Origin of the sequence: Chelatococcus daeguensis, assembly GCF_001887265.1 — a bacterium.
Taxonomy (GTDB): Bacteria; Pseudomonadota; Alphaproteobacteria; order Rhizobiales; family Beijerinckiaceae; genus Chelatococcus_A; species Chelatococcus_A sambhunathii.
Window position 1 is genome coordinate 1,915,029 of the sequence record NZ_CP018095.1, and the last position, 15,698, is coordinate 1,930,726.

Annotated in this window: 14 protein-coding genes; all 14 read left to right on the forward strand. The window is 66.3% G+C overall.

What is annotated here, in order from left to right; genetic code table 11:
* Positions 1 to 9 precede the first annotated feature (9 nt).
* The 14 genes from BOQ54_RS09135 (at position 10) to BOQ54_RS09200 (ending at position 15,686) form a co-directional block, all read left to right on the forward strand.
* A complete protein-coding gene (locus BOQ54_RS09135; RefSeq protein WP_055458352.1) occupies positions 10 to 615 on the forward strand; it encodes an NADH-quinone oxidoreductase subunit C in 606 nt (201 codons plus the stop codon).
* A 15-nt stretch (positions 616 to 630) separates the two neighbouring features.
* On the forward strand, positions 631 to 1,821 hold the full coding sequence (locus BOQ54_RS09140; protein WP_071923752.1) for an NADH-quinone oxidoreductase subunit D: 1,191 nt from the start codon (positions 631 to 633) through the stop codon (positions 1,819 to 1,821).
* Positions 1,821 to 2,753: a hypothetical protein gene (locus BOQ54_RS09145; RefSeq protein ID WP_245316177.1), complete on the forward strand. Its 933-nt coding sequence runs from the start codon at positions 1,821 to 1,823 to the stop codon at positions 2,751 to 2,753. The genes BOQ54_RS09140 and BOQ54_RS09145 overlap by 1 nt, the downstream gene beginning before the upstream one ends.
* Complete coding sequence (nuoE, locus tag BOQ54_RS09150) at positions 2,753 to 3,883, forward strand: NADH-quinone oxidoreductase subunit NuoE (RefSeq protein WP_071923754.1); 1,131 nt, start codon at positions 2,753 to 2,755, stop codon at positions 3,881 to 3,883. Before BOQ54_RS09145 ends, nuoE begins: the two co-directional genes overlap by 1 nt.
* A gap of 6 nt (positions 3,884 to 3,889) precedes the next feature.
* On the forward strand, positions 3,890 to 5,191 hold the full coding sequence (gene nuoF / locus BOQ54_RS09155) for an NADH-quinone oxidoreductase subunit NuoF (protein ID WP_055458348.1): 1,302 nt from the start codon (positions 3,890 to 3,892) through the stop codon (positions 5,189 to 5,191).
* Positions 5,192 to 5,241: 50 nt separating this feature from the next.
* A complete protein-coding gene (gene nuoG / locus BOQ54_RS09160; protein ID WP_063186277.1) occupies positions 5,242 to 7,320 on the forward strand; it encodes an NADH-quinone oxidoreductase subunit NuoG in 2,079 nt (692 codons plus the stop codon).
* A 12-nt stretch (positions 7,321 to 7,332) separates the two neighbouring features.
* Complete coding sequence (gene nuoH, locus BOQ54_RS09165) at positions 7,333 to 8,376, forward strand: NADH-quinone oxidoreductase subunit NuoH (protein ID WP_055458346.1); 1,044 nt, start codon at positions 7,333 to 7,335, stop codon at positions 8,374 to 8,376.
* Positions 8,377 to 8,407: 31 nt separating this feature from the next.
* The gene (gene nuoI, locus BOQ54_RS09170) at positions 8,408 to 8,896 is read left to right on the forward strand and encodes an NADH-quinone oxidoreductase subunit NuoI (protein WP_055458345.1); all 489 of its coding nucleotides are present in this window, start codon (positions 8,408 to 8,410) and stop codon (positions 8,894 to 8,896) included.
* Positions 8,897 to 8,989: 93 nt separating this feature from the next.
* A complete protein-coding gene (locus BOQ54_RS09175) occupies positions 8,990 to 9,604 on the forward strand; it encodes an NADH-quinone oxidoreductase subunit J (protein WP_055458344.1) in 615 nt (204 codons plus the stop codon).
* 20 nt (positions 9,605 to 9,624) lie between these two features.
* The gene (gene nuoK / locus BOQ54_RS09180) at positions 9,625 to 9,933 is read left to right on the forward strand and encodes an NADH-quinone oxidoreductase subunit NuoK (protein WP_055458343.1); all 309 of its coding nucleotides are present in this window, start codon (positions 9,625 to 9,627) and stop codon (positions 9,931 to 9,933) included.
* Between the two features lie 10 nt (positions 9,934 to 9,943).
* Positions 9,944 to 11,902: an NADH-quinone oxidoreductase subunit L gene (gene nuoL, locus BOQ54_RS09185; protein ID WP_055458342.1), complete on the forward strand. Its 1,959-nt coding sequence runs from the start codon at positions 9,944 to 9,946 to the stop codon at positions 11,900 to 11,902.
* Complete coding sequence (locus BOQ54_RS09190) at positions 11,902 to 13,413, forward strand: NADH-quinone oxidoreductase subunit M (RefSeq protein WP_071923755.1); 1,512 nt, start codon at positions 11,902 to 11,904, stop codon at positions 13,411 to 13,413. Before nuoL ends, BOQ54_RS09190 begins: the two co-directional genes overlap by 1 nt.
* Positions 13,414 to 13,423: 10 nt before the next feature.
* Positions 13,424 to 14,869 (forward strand): NADH-quinone oxidoreductase subunit NuoN, encoded by a 1,446-nt coding sequence (nuoN, locus tag BOQ54_RS09195; RefSeq protein WP_071923756.1) that lies wholly within the window; start codon positions 13,424 to 13,426, stop codon positions 14,867 to 14,869.
* A 19-nt stretch (positions 14,870 to 14,888) separates the two neighbouring features.
* Positions 14,889 to 15,686 (forward strand): biotin--[acetyl-CoA-carboxylase] ligase, encoded by a 798-nt coding sequence (locus BOQ54_RS09200; protein WP_245316178.1) that lies wholly within the window; start codon positions 14,889 to 14,891, stop codon positions 15,684 to 15,686.
* The last annotated feature ends 12 nt before the right edge of the window (positions 15,687 to 15,698 follow it).

Consider the following 15,698-nt stretch of genomic DNA (forward strand, 5'->3'; position numbering starts at 1 on the left):
ACGAGGCGAATGAGCGTCAATCTGACCGAGCTCGGAGAGCATATCCTCGCATCGCTGCCGGGCGCGGCGAAGGCGGCGGGCGTCGGCTTCGGCGAGCTCACGATCTATGCCGACGCGCACGAGATCGTGCGTGTCCTGACCTTCCTGCGCGACGACGCGCGCTGCCGCTTCGTCAACTTCACGGATCTGTGCGGCGTCGACTATCCGGTGCGCGAGAAGCGCTTCGACGTCGTCTATCACCTCCTGTCGCCGCAGCATAACACGCGCATCCGCGTGAAGGTGGAGACCGACGAGGTGACGCCCGTGCCCTCGGCCGTCGGCGTCTTCCCGGCTGCCAACTGGTTCGAGCGCGAGGCTTACGACCTCTACGGCATCCTGTTCTCCGGCCATCCGGACCTGCGCCGCATCCTCACCGACTACGGCTTCGAGGGCCATCCGCTGCGCAAGGACTTTCCGCTCACCGGCTTCGTCGAGGTGCGCTACGACGACGAGGAGAAGCGGGTGGTCTACGAGCCGGTGCGGCTCAACCAGGAATTCCGCAACTTCGACTTTCTCTCGCCGTGGGAGGGCACCGACTACGTGCTGCCCGGCGACGAGAAGGCCAAGGCCAACTGAGCGGGAGAGGGCGCCTTGGGCGAGCATCAGATCCGCAATTTCTCGATCAACTTCGGCCCACAGCATCCGGCGGCGCACGGCGTGCTGCGCCTCGTGCTCGAGCTCGACGGCGAGGTGGTGGAGCGCGTCGACCCGCACATCGGCCTTCTGCACCGGGGCACGGAGAAGCTGATCGAGGCCAAGACCTACCTGCAGGCGGTGCCCTATTTCGACCGGCTCGACTATGTCGCGCCGATGAACCAGGAACACGCTTTTGCGCTTGCGGTCGAGCGGCTGCTCGGTATCACGGTGCCGAAGCGCGGCCAGCTCATCCGTGTGCTCTATTCGGAGATCGGGCGTCTCCTCTCGCACCTCCTCAACGTGACCACCCAGGCCATGGACGTCGGCGCGCTGACGCCGCCGCTCTGGGGCTTCGAGGAGCGCGAGAAGCTGATGATCTTCTATGAGCGGGCCTCGGGCGCGCGCATGCACGCGGCCTATGTGCGGCCCGGCGGCGTGCACCAGGACCTGCCGAGCAAGCTCATCGACGACATCTGGGATTTCTGCGATCCCTTCCTCAAGGTCTGCGACGACCTCGAAGGGCTTCTGACGGACAACCGCATCTTCAAGCAGCGCAACGTCGACATCGGCGTGGTCTCGCTCGACGACTGCTGGGCCTGGGGCTTCTCCGGCGTCATGGTGCGCGGCTCGGGCGCAGCGTGGGACCTGCGCAAGGCGCAGCCCTACGAGTGCTACGAAGAGCTCGATTTCGACATTCCGGTCGGCAAGAACGGCGACTGCTACGACCGTTACTGCATCCGCATGGAAGAGATGCGGCAGTCCATCCGCATCATGAAGCAGTGCCTCGAGAAGCTGCGCTTGCCCGAAGGGCAGGGCCCGGTCTCGACGAGCGACCACAAGATCGTGCCGCCCAAGCGCGGCGAGATGAAGCGTTCGATGGAAGCGCTCATCCACCACTTCAAGCTCTATACGGAAGGCTACCACGTCCCCGCGGGTGAGGTTTACGCCGCCGTCGAGGCGCCCAAGGGCGAGTTCGGTGTCTACCTGGTGTCGGACGGCACCAACAAACCCTATCGCTGCAAGATCAAGGCGCCGGGCTTCGCCCATCTGCAGGCCATGGATTTCATGTGCCGCGGCCACATGCTGGCCGACGTCTCGGCGGTGCTCGGCTCGCTCGACATCGTGTTCGGCGAGGTCGACCGCTGATGGCTTCGGCACCGGCCATAGAAGGGACGGGGCTCGTGGGCTGCGCATCCGGCTGGACGCCGTCGGAGCGGACGCGCCGTAAGGTGCTCGAGCCGCTGCGCCGGCGTGTCCTTGGGCCGCTCTTCACCCGTCTCGGCTACGACCTCCTGCCGGCCGTGCCGGAATGGGAACACCGGCCCCTGTCGCGCCGCGAGGTCGATCGGCTCGTGCGCGGAGCCGCCCACCATATCGCCGTCGATCTGGACGCGGCCGGCATCGCGGTGCCGGAGGACATGGAAGGCCTGGTGCGCGCCTTCTATGAAGACATCTGCCAGTGCCCGGTCCGCCAGAAGCACGGCGGCAACGGCTTCAACGGCGCGCTCGAGCTCTTCGTCATCGCGCGGGCGCTCGCTCCGGACGTCATCATCGAATCGGGTGTCTTCCGCGGCCTGACGACCTGGGTGCTGCGCAAGGCCTGCCCCGAGGCGCGGATCTTCTGCTTCGACGCGGTCTTCGCCAATCTGCAGCACCGTGATCCGGCGGCCACCTATCACGAGGCGGACTGGTCGGGCTACGATTTCGACGGGCTCGACCTGTCGCGCGCGCTCGCCTTCTTCGACGATCACATCGACCAAGCACGGCGCATCATCGAGGCGGGGGAGCGCGGGCTCAGCCAGCTCGTCTTCGATGACAACACCGCCGCACATCGTATCCACGCCCATGGCGGCCCGGCCTTTCCGACCGTCGACATGGTGCTCGCCGATGACCTGCCGACGGAGCCGGTACGCTGGCTGCGCAACGGGCGCGAGTTCGTCTACGAGGCCGACGTCTCCGTCATCGAAGCCGTCCGCGAGCGGGTCGAGACGGTGCGCAATTTCGATGATCTCCATGGCGTGACCGGCTATTCGCCGGCGCGCCTGACCTATGTGAAGCTCAAGGACAGGCGGATCTGATGGCTGTTCGTCGTCTCGCCCCCAAGGAATTCCAGCCGGACAGCTTCGCCTTCACGGCGGAGAATGCGATCTGGGCAGGGCAGCAGATTGCGAAATATCCCGAAGGCCGACAGGCATCGGCGGTGATCGCGCTGTTGTGGAAGGCGCAGGAGCAGGCCGGCGGCTGGTTGCCCGAGCCGGCGATCCGCACCGTCGCCGACCTTCTCAAGATGCCCTACATCAGGGTGCTCGAGGTCGCGACCTTCTACACCATGTTCAATCTCGAGCCAGTCGGCCGGCATTTCGTGCAGCTGTGCGGCACGACACCCTGCATGCTGCGCGGTGCCGAACAGCTCAAGGACGTCCTGAAGCGCCGGGTTGGCGACGAAAGGCACGTCAGCGCCGACGGCAAGTTCTCGTGGATGGAGGTCGAGTGCCTCGGCGCCTGCTGCAACGCGCCGATGGTGCAGATCAACAATGACTACTACGAGGACCTGACACCCGAAAGCCTCGAGAAGCTGCTCGACGATCTCGCCGCCGGCAAGCCGGTTAGGCCCGGCCCGCAGAACGGCCGACGCGCCTCCGAGCCGGAGGGCGCCATCACCACCTTGAGCGATCCTTCGCTGTTCGACGGCTCGCAGATCGGCGCCTGGCGCCAGCGCTTCGAGGCCGAGGCAGCCGAAAAGGCGCGCGCAGAGGCGGAGGCTGCCGCCGCAGCGCCGGAGGCGGCGAAGACACCCGAGCCCGCCAAGCCGAAGGAGACGCGAGCCGAGGAGAAGGCCGCCGACCGTCCCGAGGTGCGCGTCGCCGAAGGCAAGGCGCCGATCGCGCCGGCCGCCAAGGCGGATGCGGCCGAGGGCGTTGCGGACGAGCACAAGCCCGTCCTCCTCGCCAAGGCGCGTGGCGACGGCCCGGACGACCTCAAGCTCATCTACGGTGTCGGGCCGAAGCTCGCGACCATGCTGAACGAACTCGGCGTCTATCACTTCGATCAGATTGCCGCCTGGAACGAGATGAACCTCGCCTGGGTCGACCAGCATCTTGGCGCCTTCCGCGGGCGCGCGGTGCGCGACAAGTGGATCGAGCAGGCCAGGAAGCTCGCTACGGGCTGGCGCCCGGCGAGCGACGTCGGCGAGAAGCCGGAGGAGTGAGCGGCCATGCTGTCTGACAAGGACCGCATTTTCACCAATCTCTACGGGCTTCACAGCCCTGGCCTCGAGGCCGCGAAGATGCGCGGCGCTTGGGACGGCACCAAGTTCCTGCTGCAGCAGGGGCGCGATTGGATCATCGAGGAGATGAAGAAGTCGGGCCTGCGCGGGCGTGGTGGCGCGGGCTTTCCCACCGGCCTCAAGTGGTCGTTCATGCCCAAGCAGTCCGACGGGCGCCCGCACTACCTCGTTGTCAATGCCGACGAGTCGGAGCCGGGCACCTGCAAGGACCGCGAGATCATGCGCCATGATCCGCACCTCCTGGTCGAGGGATGCCTCATCGCCTCCTTCGCCATGGGGGCCCACGCGGCCTACATCTACATCCGCGGCGAGTACATCGCCGAACGCGAGGCGCTGCAGCGGGCGGTGGACGAGGCCTACGAGGCGCGCCTCATCGGCAAGGACAACGTCCACGGTTATCCCTTCGACCTCTACGTGCACCACGGCGCCGGCGCCTATATCTGCGGCGAGGAGACGGCGCTGCTCGAGAGCCTCGAGGGCAAGAAGGGCATGCCGCGGCTGAAGCCGCCGTTCCCGGCCAACATGGGTCTCTACGGTTGCCCGACGACGGTGAACAACGTCGAGTCGATCGCCGTCGCCGGCACCATCCTGCGCCGCGGCGCCTCCTGGTTCGCGAGCCTCGGCCGGCCGAACAACGTCGGCACGAAGCTCTTCTGCGTCTCCGGCCACGTCAACAAGCCGTGCAACGTGGAAGAGGAGATGGGCATCACCTTCCGTGAACTCATCGACCGGCATTGCGGCGGCATCCGCGGCGGCTGGGACAACCTTCTCGCCGTCATCCCCGGCGGCTCCTCGGTGCCCTGCGTGCCGGCCGAGCAGATCATCGACTGCCCGATGGACTTCGATTCCCTCAGGAATCTGAAGTCCGGCCTTGGCACGGCCGCCGTCATCGTCATGGACAGGTCCACCGACATCGTCCGGGCGATCGCGCGACTCAGCTACTTCTACAAGCACGAGAGCTGTGGCCAGTGCACGCCCTGCCGCGAGGGCACGGGCTGGATGTGGCGCGTGCTGACGCGCATGGCCGAGGGCCGGGCGCAGAAGCGCGAGATCGACATGCTCCTCGACGTGACCTACCAGGTCGAGGGCCACACGATCTGCGCGCTCGGCGATGCCGCGGCCTGGCCCGTGCAGGGCCTCATCCGCCATTTCCGCCACGAGATCGAGAAGCGCATCGACGATTATGCGGCCAACCCGCATTCGGATGCGGTTCTGCAGGCAGCTGAGTGATTGATCACGTCCGGGCGGCTCGCCGCCGGACGGGAAAGGACGAAGTAGCGATGGCCAAGCTCATCGTCGACGGCAATGAGATCGAGGTGCCTGCGGAGTTCACCATCCTGCAGGCCTGCGAGGAGGCGGGCGCCGAAGTGCCGCGCTTCTGCTTCCACGAGCGGCTGTCGATCGCCGGCAACTGCCGCATGTGCCTTGTCGAGGTGAAGGGCTCGCCGAAGCCCGTCGCCTCCTGCGCCATGTCGGTGCGCGACCTGCGGCCCGGCCCCAACGGCGAGCCGCCGGTCGTCAACACCCGCACGCCGCTCGTCAAGAAGGCGCGGGAGGGGGTGATGGAGTTTCTGCTCATCAACCACCCGCTGGACTGCCCGATCTGCGACCAGGGCGGGGAATGCGACCTGCAAGACCAGGCCATGGCCTACGGCGTCGATTCCTCGCGCTTCGCCGAGAACAAGCGCGCCGTGGAGGACAAGTACATCGGCCCGCTGGTCAAGACCTCGATGAACCGGTGCATTCACTGCACCCGCTGCATCCGCTTCACCACCGAGGTCGCCGGCGTGCCGGATCTCGGTGCCATCGGCCGCGGCGAGGACATGGAGATCACGACCTATCTCGAACACGCCATGGGCTCGGAGCTGCAGGGCAACGTGATCGATTTGTGCCCGGTAGGCGCGCTGACCTCGAAGCCCTATGCCTTCAAGGCGCGGCCCTGGGAATTGTCGAAGACTGAATCCGTCGACGTGATGGATGCGGTCGGCTCGGCTATCCGTGTCGATGCCCGCGGGCGCGAGGTCATGCGTTTCCTGCCGCGCGTCAACGAGTTCATCAACGAGGAATGGATCTCGGACAAGACGCGCTTCGTCTGGGACGGCCTCAGGACCCAGCGCCTCGACCGCCCCTATGTGCGGGAGAACGGACGGCTGCGTCCGGCGAGCTGGAACGAGGCCTTCGCTCTCATCGCCGAAAAGGTCAATGCGGCGAAGAGCGAGCGCATCGGTGCCATCGTCGGCGACCTTGCCGCCGTCGAGGAAACTTACGCCCTCAAGCTCCTCATGGAGAAGCTCGGCGTCCCCAACATCGACTGCCGTCAGGATGGCGCGCAGCTCGACCCGGCGCTCGGGCGCGCGACCTATCTCTTCAATACCACCATCGCCGGCATCGAGGATGCCGATGCGGTGCTGCTCATCGGCACCAATCCGCGCAAGGAAGCGCCGGTGCTCAATGCCCGCATCCGCAAACGTTGGCGCCTGCTGCGTACACCCATCGGCGTGATCGGCGAGAATGTCGATCTCACCTACGACTATTCCTATCTCGGCGCCGGCGCGCAGACGCTGGCCGATCTCGCGGCCGGCAACGGCGCATTTCTCGAGGTGCTGAGCAAGGCCGAGCGGCCGCTCATCATCGTGGGGCAGGGGGCCCTGGCGCGGGAGGACGGCATGGCCGTGCTCGCGGCGGCGGCGAAGCTCGCCAAGGCCGTCGGCGCCCTTGGCGAGGCGTGGAACGGCTTTTCGGTGCTGCACACCGCCGCGGCGCGGGCTGGCGCGCTCGACCTCGGCTTCGTGCCGAAGGCGGACGGTCTCGACGTTGCCGGCATGCTGGCTCCTGGCGCGCTCGACGTCCTCTTCCTTCTCGGTGCTGACGAGGTCGACGTGCCGGAAGGCGCCTTCGTCGTCTACCAGGGCACGCACGGTGACCGCGGTGCCCACCGGGCCGATGTCATCCTGCCGGGGGCGGCCTATACGGAGAAGACCGGCATCTATGTCAACACCGAGGGGCGCCCCCAGTTCGCCAACCGCGCTGTGTTCCCGCCGGGGGACGCCCGCGAGGATTGGGCGATCCTGCGCGCGCTGTCCGATGTGCTCGGCAAGCGCCTGCCGTTCGACTCGCTTGCGGCGCTGCGCGAGCAGCTTTTCGCCGCGCATCCGCATCTTGCCGCTATCGGCGAGATCGCGCCGGCGGACACGGCCGGCATCGAGACGCTCGCCGGCAAGGGCGGCGTGCTCGCCGATGCGCCGCTGACTTCGCCGATCGCCGACTTCTATCTCACCAACCCCATCGCGCGCGCTTCCGCCGTCATGGCCGAGTGCTCGGCTCTGGCCGGCGGGGCGCTGAAGCAGGCTGCAGAGTAAGGACCACGCCCGATGGAATGGCTGACCACGGTTGCGATCATTCTCGGCAAGAGCCTGCTCCTGCTGGTCGCGCTGCTCGTCTTCATCGCCTACATCCTCTATGCCGATCGCAAGGTCTGGGCGGCGGTGCAGCTGCGCCGCGGGCCCAACGTCGTGGGGCCGTGGGGGCTGCTGCAGTCCTTCGCCGACCTGCTGAAGTTCGTGCTCAAGGAGCCGGTGATCCCTGCAGGCGCCAACAAGGGGCTTTTCTTGCTGGCGCCGCTCGTCACCTGTGTGCTGGCGCTGGCCGCCTGGGCGGTCATCCCGGTGGCGGACGGATGGGCGATCGCCGACATCAACGTCGGCATCCTCTACATCTTCGCCATCTCCTCGCTCGGCGTCTACGGCATCCTGATGGGCGGCTGGGCGTCGAACTCGAAGTACCCCTTTCTCGGCGCGCTGCGTTCCGCCGCGCAGATGGTGTCCTACGAGGTCTCGATCGGCTTCGTCATCATCACCGTGCTGCTCTGCGTCGGCTCGCTCAATCTCACCGAGATCGTGCGCGCTCAGGAGGCGAGGGGGCTCGCGACGATGCTCGGCGTGCCGTGGCTGACAGTGCTCAACTGGTACTGGCTGCCGCTGTTCCCGATGTTCGTCATCTTCTTTATCTCGGCGCTCGCCGAGACGAACCGCCCGCCCTTCGACCTGCCCGAGGCAGAATCGGAACTGGTGGCCGGCTTCATGGTGGAATACGCCTCGACGCCGTACCTCCTGTTCATGCTCGGCGAGTACGTGGCCATCATGACCATGTGCTCGCTGACGACGATCCTCTTCCTCGGCGGCTGGACCGCGCCGGTGGCGCTGCCGCCGTTCACGTGGATCCCGGGCGTCGTATGGTTCGTGGTCAAGGTCTGCTTCGTCTTTTTCATGTTCGCCATGGTGAAGGCGATGGTGCCGCGCTATCGCTACGACCAGCTGATGCGGTTGGGCTGGAAGGTGTTCCTGCCCCTGTCGCTCGCTGCCGTCATCATCGTCGCGGCCGTGCTGCAGATCACGGGATGGGCGCCGGCCTCGTGAGGCCGGCAAGAGAAAGGGACGGAGCCGGATCATGAGGCTCGATCAGGCCGCAAAGTCGCTCTTCTTGAAGGAGTTCGTATCGGCGTTCTTCTTGTCGATGCGCTATTTCTTCAAGCCGAAGGCGACGCTCAACTATCCCTTCGAGAAGGGAGTCCTGAGCCCGCGCTTCCGCGGCGAGCACGCGTTACGCCGTTATCCCAACGGTGAGGAGCGCTGCATCGCCTGCAAGCTGTGCGAGGCCATCTGCCCGGCTCAGGCCATCACGATCGAGGCCGGGCCGCGCCGCAACGACGGCACGCGCCGCACGACGCGTTACGACATCGACATGGTGAAGTGCATCTACTGCGGATTCTGCCAGGAGGCCTGCCCGGTCGATGCCATCGTCGAGGGACCGAACTTCGAATTCGCGGTGGAGACCCGCGAGGAGCTCTACTACGACAAGGACAAGCTCCTCGACAACGGCGCCCGCTGGGAGCGGGAGATCGCCCGCAACATCGCGATGGACGCACCCTACAGGTGACGTCGCGGTGAGGTTGTTCGTGAGGGATTCGGTGTCTATAGACGCCATGCCCGGGGGCTTGGGGCCCGTGGGCGACAGGACGGGATACGGGGCATGACGGTCGCAGCGGCCTTCTTCTATCTCTTTTCGTGCGTGTGCGTGGCGTCGGCCTTCATGGTCATCGCCTCGCGCAACCCCGTGCATTCGGTGCTCTTCCTGATCCTGGCCTTCGTCAACGCGGCGGGCCTGTTCATCCTGATGGGCGCCGAGTTCCTGGCGATGATCCTCGTCGTCGTCTATGTCGGCGCGGTCGCGGTGCTCTTCCTCTTCGTCGTCATGATGCTCGACGTCGATTTCGCCGAGCTGCGCCAGGGCTTCCTGCAATATCTGCCGGTGGGCGCCCTCATCGGCGTGATCTTCCTCATCGAGCTCGTGCTCGTCGTCGGTTCGATGGCGATCGATCCCGAGCTCGTGAAGACGCCGGTCGCGGCCATCCCCCCCGTCAGCGAGATGACGAACACCGCGGCGCTCGGCCAGGTGCTCTACACGCGCTACCTCTACTTCTTCCAGGCGTCGGGCCTCGTGCTGCTCGTCGCCATGATCGGCGCCATCGTGCTCACGCTGCGCCACAAGCCGGGCGTCAAGCGCCAGGATGTTGCCCAGCAGGTGGCGCGCACGCGCGACACCGCCATCGAAGTGCGGAAGGTGCCCTTCCGCGAGGGCGTGTGAGTGAGGCCGGAGAGACAGACATGACCATCGGGCTCGCGCATTATCTCACCGTCGCCGCCGTGCTGTTCACGCTCGGCGTGCTCGGCATCTTCATCAACCGCAAGAACGTCATCGTCATTCTGATGTCGGTCGAGCTCATCCTGCTTGCGGTCAACATCAATCTCGTCGCCTTCTCGAGCTTCATGGGCGACATCGTCGGGCAGGTCTTCGCCCTGCTCGTGCTGACCGTGGCGGCCGCCGAGGCGGCCATCGGGCTTGCCATCCTCGTCGTCTACTTCCGCAACCGCGGCACCATCGCGGTTGAGGACATCAACATGATGAAGGGCTGAGGCCGCGATCATGTATCACGCGATCGTCTTCCTGCCGCTTGCCGGCTTCCTGATCGCTGGCCTTGCCGGCCGGTTCATCGGCGCGCGGGCAAGCGAGGTCGTCACGACCTCGGGCCTGTTCGTCTCCTGCCTCCTGTCGTGGATCGCCTTCTTCGACGTCGGCTTCGGCGAGGGGGCGACGCGCGTCGCGGTGGCGAGCTGGATGGTCTCCGGCGACCTCGTGGTCGACTGGGCCTTCCGCATCGACACGCTCACGGCCGTGATGCTGATCGTCGTGACGACGGTCTCCTCGCTCGTCCATCTCTATTCCATCGGCTACATGCACGAGGATCCGGCGAGGCCGCGCTTCTTCGCCTATCTCTCGCTGTTCACCTTCGCCATGCTGATGCTGGTGACGGCCGACAATCTCGTGCAGATGTTCTTCGGCTGGGAGGGCGTCGGCCTCGCGAGCTACCTGCTCATCGGCTTCTGGTACGAGAAGCCGTCGGCCAATGCCGCCGCGATCAAGGCCTTCGTCGTCAACCGCGTCGGCGACTTCGGCTTCCTGCTCGGCATCTTCCTCGTTTTCGTGCTGTTCGGCGCGGTCACCTTCGACGGCATCTTCCCCCGCGTGGCGGAATTCAACGAGGCGACCTTCCGCTTCCTCGGCTACGAGTGGCACGCGCTGACGCTGGCGAGCCTCCTGCTCTTCATGGGCGCCATGGGCAAGTCGGCGCAGTTCCTGCTGCACACCTGGCTGCCGGACGCCATGGAAGGCCCGACCCCGGTCTCCGCCCTCATCCATGCGGCGACGATGGTGACGGCCGGCGTGTTCATGGTCGCGCGCATGTCGCCGGTGTTCGAATATGCCCCGACGGCGCTGTCGGTCGTCACGGTGGTCGGCGGCATCACCGCCTTCTTCGCCGCGACCGTCGGCCTCGTGCAGAACGACATCAAGCGCGTCATCGCCTATTCGACCTGCTCGCAGCTCGGCTACATGTTCGTCGCTCTCGGCGTCGGCGCCTACGGGGCGGGCATCTTTCACCTCTTCACGCACGCCTTCTTCAAGGCGCTGCTGTTCCTCGGCGCCGGCTCGGTCATCCACGCGATGCACCACGAGCAGGACATGCGCCACATGGGCGGCCTTCGGAAGCACATTCCCTTCACGGCGGCCATGATGACGATCGGCACGCTGGCGCTGACGGGTTTCCCGTTCACGGCGGGCTACTTCTCGAAGGATGCCATCATCGAAGCGGCCTATGCCTCCCACACGCCGGGGGCCAACTTCGCCTTCCTCGCTACGGTCATCGCTGCGTTGTTCACGTCCTTCTATTCCTGGCGCCTGTACTTCATGACCTTCGAGGGCAAGGCGCGCTGGGCCGAACACGGCCATGACGACCATGGCCATGGCCACGGTGACCACACGCCGCACGAGAGCCCGCTTGTGATGCTCATCCCGCTCGCTGTCCTGGCGATCGGCGCGGTCGTTGCCGGCTTCGCCTTCAAGGAAGCCTTCATCGGCCACGACTACGACCACTTCTGGAAGGGCGCGCTCTTCACTGGTGCCGACAACCACATCCTGCACGAAATGCACGAGGTGCCCGGCTGGGTTGTCGCCTCGCCCTTCGTGATGATGATGCTCGGCTTCCTCATCGCGCTGTGGTTCTACATCATCAACCCGCGCATGCCGGCGATCGTCGCGGGGCAGCAGCCGCTCCTCTACCGGTTCCTGCTCAACAAGTGGTACTTCGACGAGATCTACGACGTCCTGTTCGTGCGTCCGGCGATGTGGCTCGGCCGCTTCCTCTGGAAGAAGGGTGACGGCTGGCTCATCGACGGTTTCGGGCCGGACGGCGTCTCCGCCCGTGTCGTCGACGTCACCAACCGCGTCGTGCGCCTGCAGACCGGCTACGTCTACCACTACGCCTTCGCGATGCTCGTCGGTGTCGCGGCTCTCGTCACCTGGTACCTCATCGGGGGCACGCACTGATGTTCGGCCTCGGTCTCCTTTCTGGTCTCCTCATCCTGCCGCTCGTCGGTGCCGCCTTCATCCTCATGGTGCGCGGCAGCGAGGAGGCGGTGCGCTCCAACGCCCGCTCCGCGGCGCTGGTGACGACGCTCGCGACCTTCGTCCTCTCGCTCGTCGCCTGGGGACGGTTCGACACGGCGAGCGCCGCCTTCCAGCTCACCGAGGACCATGCCTGGCTGACGGAGGCCATCCGCTTCCGCCTCGGCGTCGACGGCTTCTCGATGCCGTTCGTCCTGCTGACGACCTTCCTGATGCCCTTCTGCATCCTGGCGTCGTGGACCTCGATCGAGAAGCGGGTGAAGGAATACATGGTCGCCTTCCTCGTGCTCGAGACGACGATGATCGGCGTCTTCGTGGCGCAGGATCTTGTCCTGTTCTACCTGTTCTTCGAGGCCGGCCTTATCCCGATGTTCCTCATCATCGGCATCTGGGGTGGCAAGCGGCGCATCTACGCCAGCTTCAAGTTCTTCCTCTACACGCTGCTCGGCTCGGTGCTGATGCTCATCGCCATCATGGCGATGTATTGGGACGCCGGCACGACCGACATCGCGGCGCTGCTCAAGCACCCCTTCGCCCCGGCGATGCAGACGTGGCTGTGGCTCGCCTTCTTCGCCTCCTTCGCGGTGAAGATGCCCATGTGGCCGGTCCACACCTGGCTGCCGGACGCGCACGTCGAGGCGCCGACAGCAGGGTCCGTCATCCTCGCCGGCATCCTCCTCAAGATGGGCGGCTACGGTTTCATCCGCTTCTCCATCCCGATGTTTCCGGAGGCCTCGGCCGATTTCGCGCCGCTCGTCTTCGCCCTGTCCGTCATCGCGATCATCTACACCTCACTCGTCGCGCTGATGCAGGAGGACATCAAGAAGCTCATCGCTTATTCGTCGGTCGCCCACATGGGCTTCGTGACCATGGGCATCTTCACGATGACCACCCAGGGCATCCAGGGCGCCATGTTCCAGATGGTCAGCCATGGCCTCGTCTCGGGCGCGCTCTTCCTGTGCGTCGGCGTGATCTACGACCGCATGCATACACGCGAGATCGCGGCCTATGGCGGCCTCGTGCAGCGCATGCCGCGCTATGCGGTTGTGTTCATGGTCTTCACCATGGCCAATGTCGGCCTGCCGGGCACCTCGGGCTTCATCGGCGAGTTCCTGTCGCTCGCGGGCGCCTTCAAGGCCAATCCCTGGGTCGCGGTGCTCGCCACCTCGGGCGTCATCCTCTCGGCTGCCTATGCCCTGTGGCTCTACCGCCGCGTCGTCTTCGGCGTGATCGAGAAGGACAACCTGAAGACGATCACCGATCTCAACACCCGTGAGATGGTCGTTCTCGTGCCGCTGCTCGTGCTGGTCATCTGGTACGGCCTGCAGCCCGGCGCCATTCTCGATGTCTTCGCCGCTCCGACGGCGGAACTGCTCAAGTCCACCGAGGCCGCGCTGGCAACCGCCAAGTCCGTGGCCCTGACGCTTCACTGAGGTTCAGCCGATGGCCGCCGTCCCGATGTTCGCGCTCGCTCCGGCCCTGCCGGAGATCATCCTGGCCGCCTCCGCGCTCCTTCTCGTGCTCATCGGCGCGCTGAGGGGCGAGCGTGCTGCCGGCCTGATCGAGGCGCTCACACTCGTCGCCATTCTCGCCGCCGGCTTCTTCGTGGTGACGCAGGGCGGCGAGCGGGTGGAGACCTTCGGCGGCTCCTTCGTCGTCGACGGCTTCGCGCGCTTCGCCAAGGTGCTGACGCTGGTCGGCTCGGCCGCGGCCTTGCTGATGTCGGGCGACTACCTGCGCCGGGCGGGCATCAACCGCTTCGAATATCCCATCCTCATCCTGCTGGCGACGACCGGCATGATGATGATGATCTCGGCCAACGACCTCATCGCACTCTATCTCGGCCTCGAGCTGCAGAGCCTCTCGCTCTACGTCGTCGCAGCCATCGACCGCGACAATGCCCGTTCGAGCGAGGCGGGCCTCAAGTATTTCGTGCTCGGCGCCCTGTCCTCGGGCATGCTGCTCTACGGCGCGTCGCTGATCTATGGCTTCACCGGCACGGTCTCCTTCACCGGCATCGCCCAGGCCCTGCAGGGCGAGGGGCACACCGGCGCGATCTTCGGCCTTGTCTTCATCGCTGCCGGCCTCGCCTTCAAGATCTCGGCCGTGCCCTTCCACATGTGGACGCCGGACGTCTACGAGGGCGCGCCGACGCCGGTCGCCGCCTTCTTCGCGGCGGCGCCCAAGATGGCGGCGATGGCGCTCCTGGTGCGCGTCTTCATTACGGCCTTCCCCGGCATCGTCGATCAGTGGCGGCAGATCATCGTCTTCGTCGCCATCGCCTCCATGGCGCTCGGCGCCTTCGCTGCCATCGGCCAGCGCAACATCAAGCGCCTCATGGCCTATTCGTCCATCGGCCACATGGGCTACGCGCTCGTCGGCCTTGCCGCCGGCACGGCGGAGGGCGTGCAGAGCGTGCTCGTCTACATGGCGATCTATCTCGTCATGACGCTCGGCACCTTCGCCTTCATCCTGTCCATGCGGCGGGAGGAGGGGCCCGTCGAGGGGATCTACGATCTCGCCGGCCTTGCCCGCACGCAGCCCTATGCTGCTTATGGCCTGACGATCCTGTTCTTCTCGCTCGCGGGCATTCCGCCGCTCGCCGGCTTCCTCGCCAAGTGGTACGTCTTCGCGGCCGCCGTCGAGGCGCAGCTCTATTCGCTTGCCGTCATCGGCGTGCTCGCCAGCGTCGTCGGCGCCTACTACTACATCCGCATCGTCAAGATTATGCACTTCGACGAGCCGGCGGGCGCGGCCTTCACCCCGATGGCGGCCGGCCAGAAGGTGATCTTCGCGCTTGCCAGCATCCTCATCGTCGTCCTGATGCTGCCCGGCGCGCCGGGGCCGCTGAACAGCGCCGCGCTCGCCGCCGCTCGCTCGCTGTTCTGACGGGGCCGGCGACACGGACGTGGAACGCGGGAGCATCTCGCAGGAGGCGCGCGACGCCGGCTTCGATGCCGTGATGCTGGCGACGACCACCTCGACCAACGACGAGGCTCTTGAGCGGGCCTCGTCGCAAGGGGCGGACCGCCTCTGGGTCGTGGCGCGCGAGCAGACGAGCGGCCGCGGCCGCCATGGCCGGCAATGGGCCTCGCCGCCCGGAAATCTCTACGCCAGCCTTGTCCTGAGCGAACCGTGCGATCCGCCGAAGGCGCCGCAGCTCGGCTTCGTCGCGGGCCTCGCTTTGCACGATGCGGTCGCGGGCGTCACCGGGCTCGCGGCGCCACGGCTGGTGCTCAAATGGCCGAACGACCTGCTGATGGATGGCGGCAAGCTGTCCGGCCTCATTCTCGAGGGGCACAGGCTCGGGCCGGACAGGCATTTTGCCGTTATCATCGGCACGGGCCTCAACGTTGCCCACAAGCCGGCCGATACACCTTATCCGGCGCGATGCCTCGCCGAGGCCGTCGGAACGGTGGACGTGAGCGACGTTTTCCGCGCATTGTCGGCGAGTTTCGCCTATAGGCTGAGGCAGTGGGACCGGGGGCTCGGCTTCGCCCTGACGCGCGAAGCCTGGCTCGCCCGCGCCGCCGGCATCGGCGGGCCGGCGCGGGTGCGCCTGCCGGGCGGCGATCTCAGCGGCACCTTTGCCGGGCTCGACAGCGCCGGCCGGCTGCTGCTCGATACCCCGGACGGGCGCCGGACGATCGATGCGGGAGATCTTTATCTCGGTCTCGCCGACATGGCATCTCAAGGATGCGACTGAAGGAGGATTGAG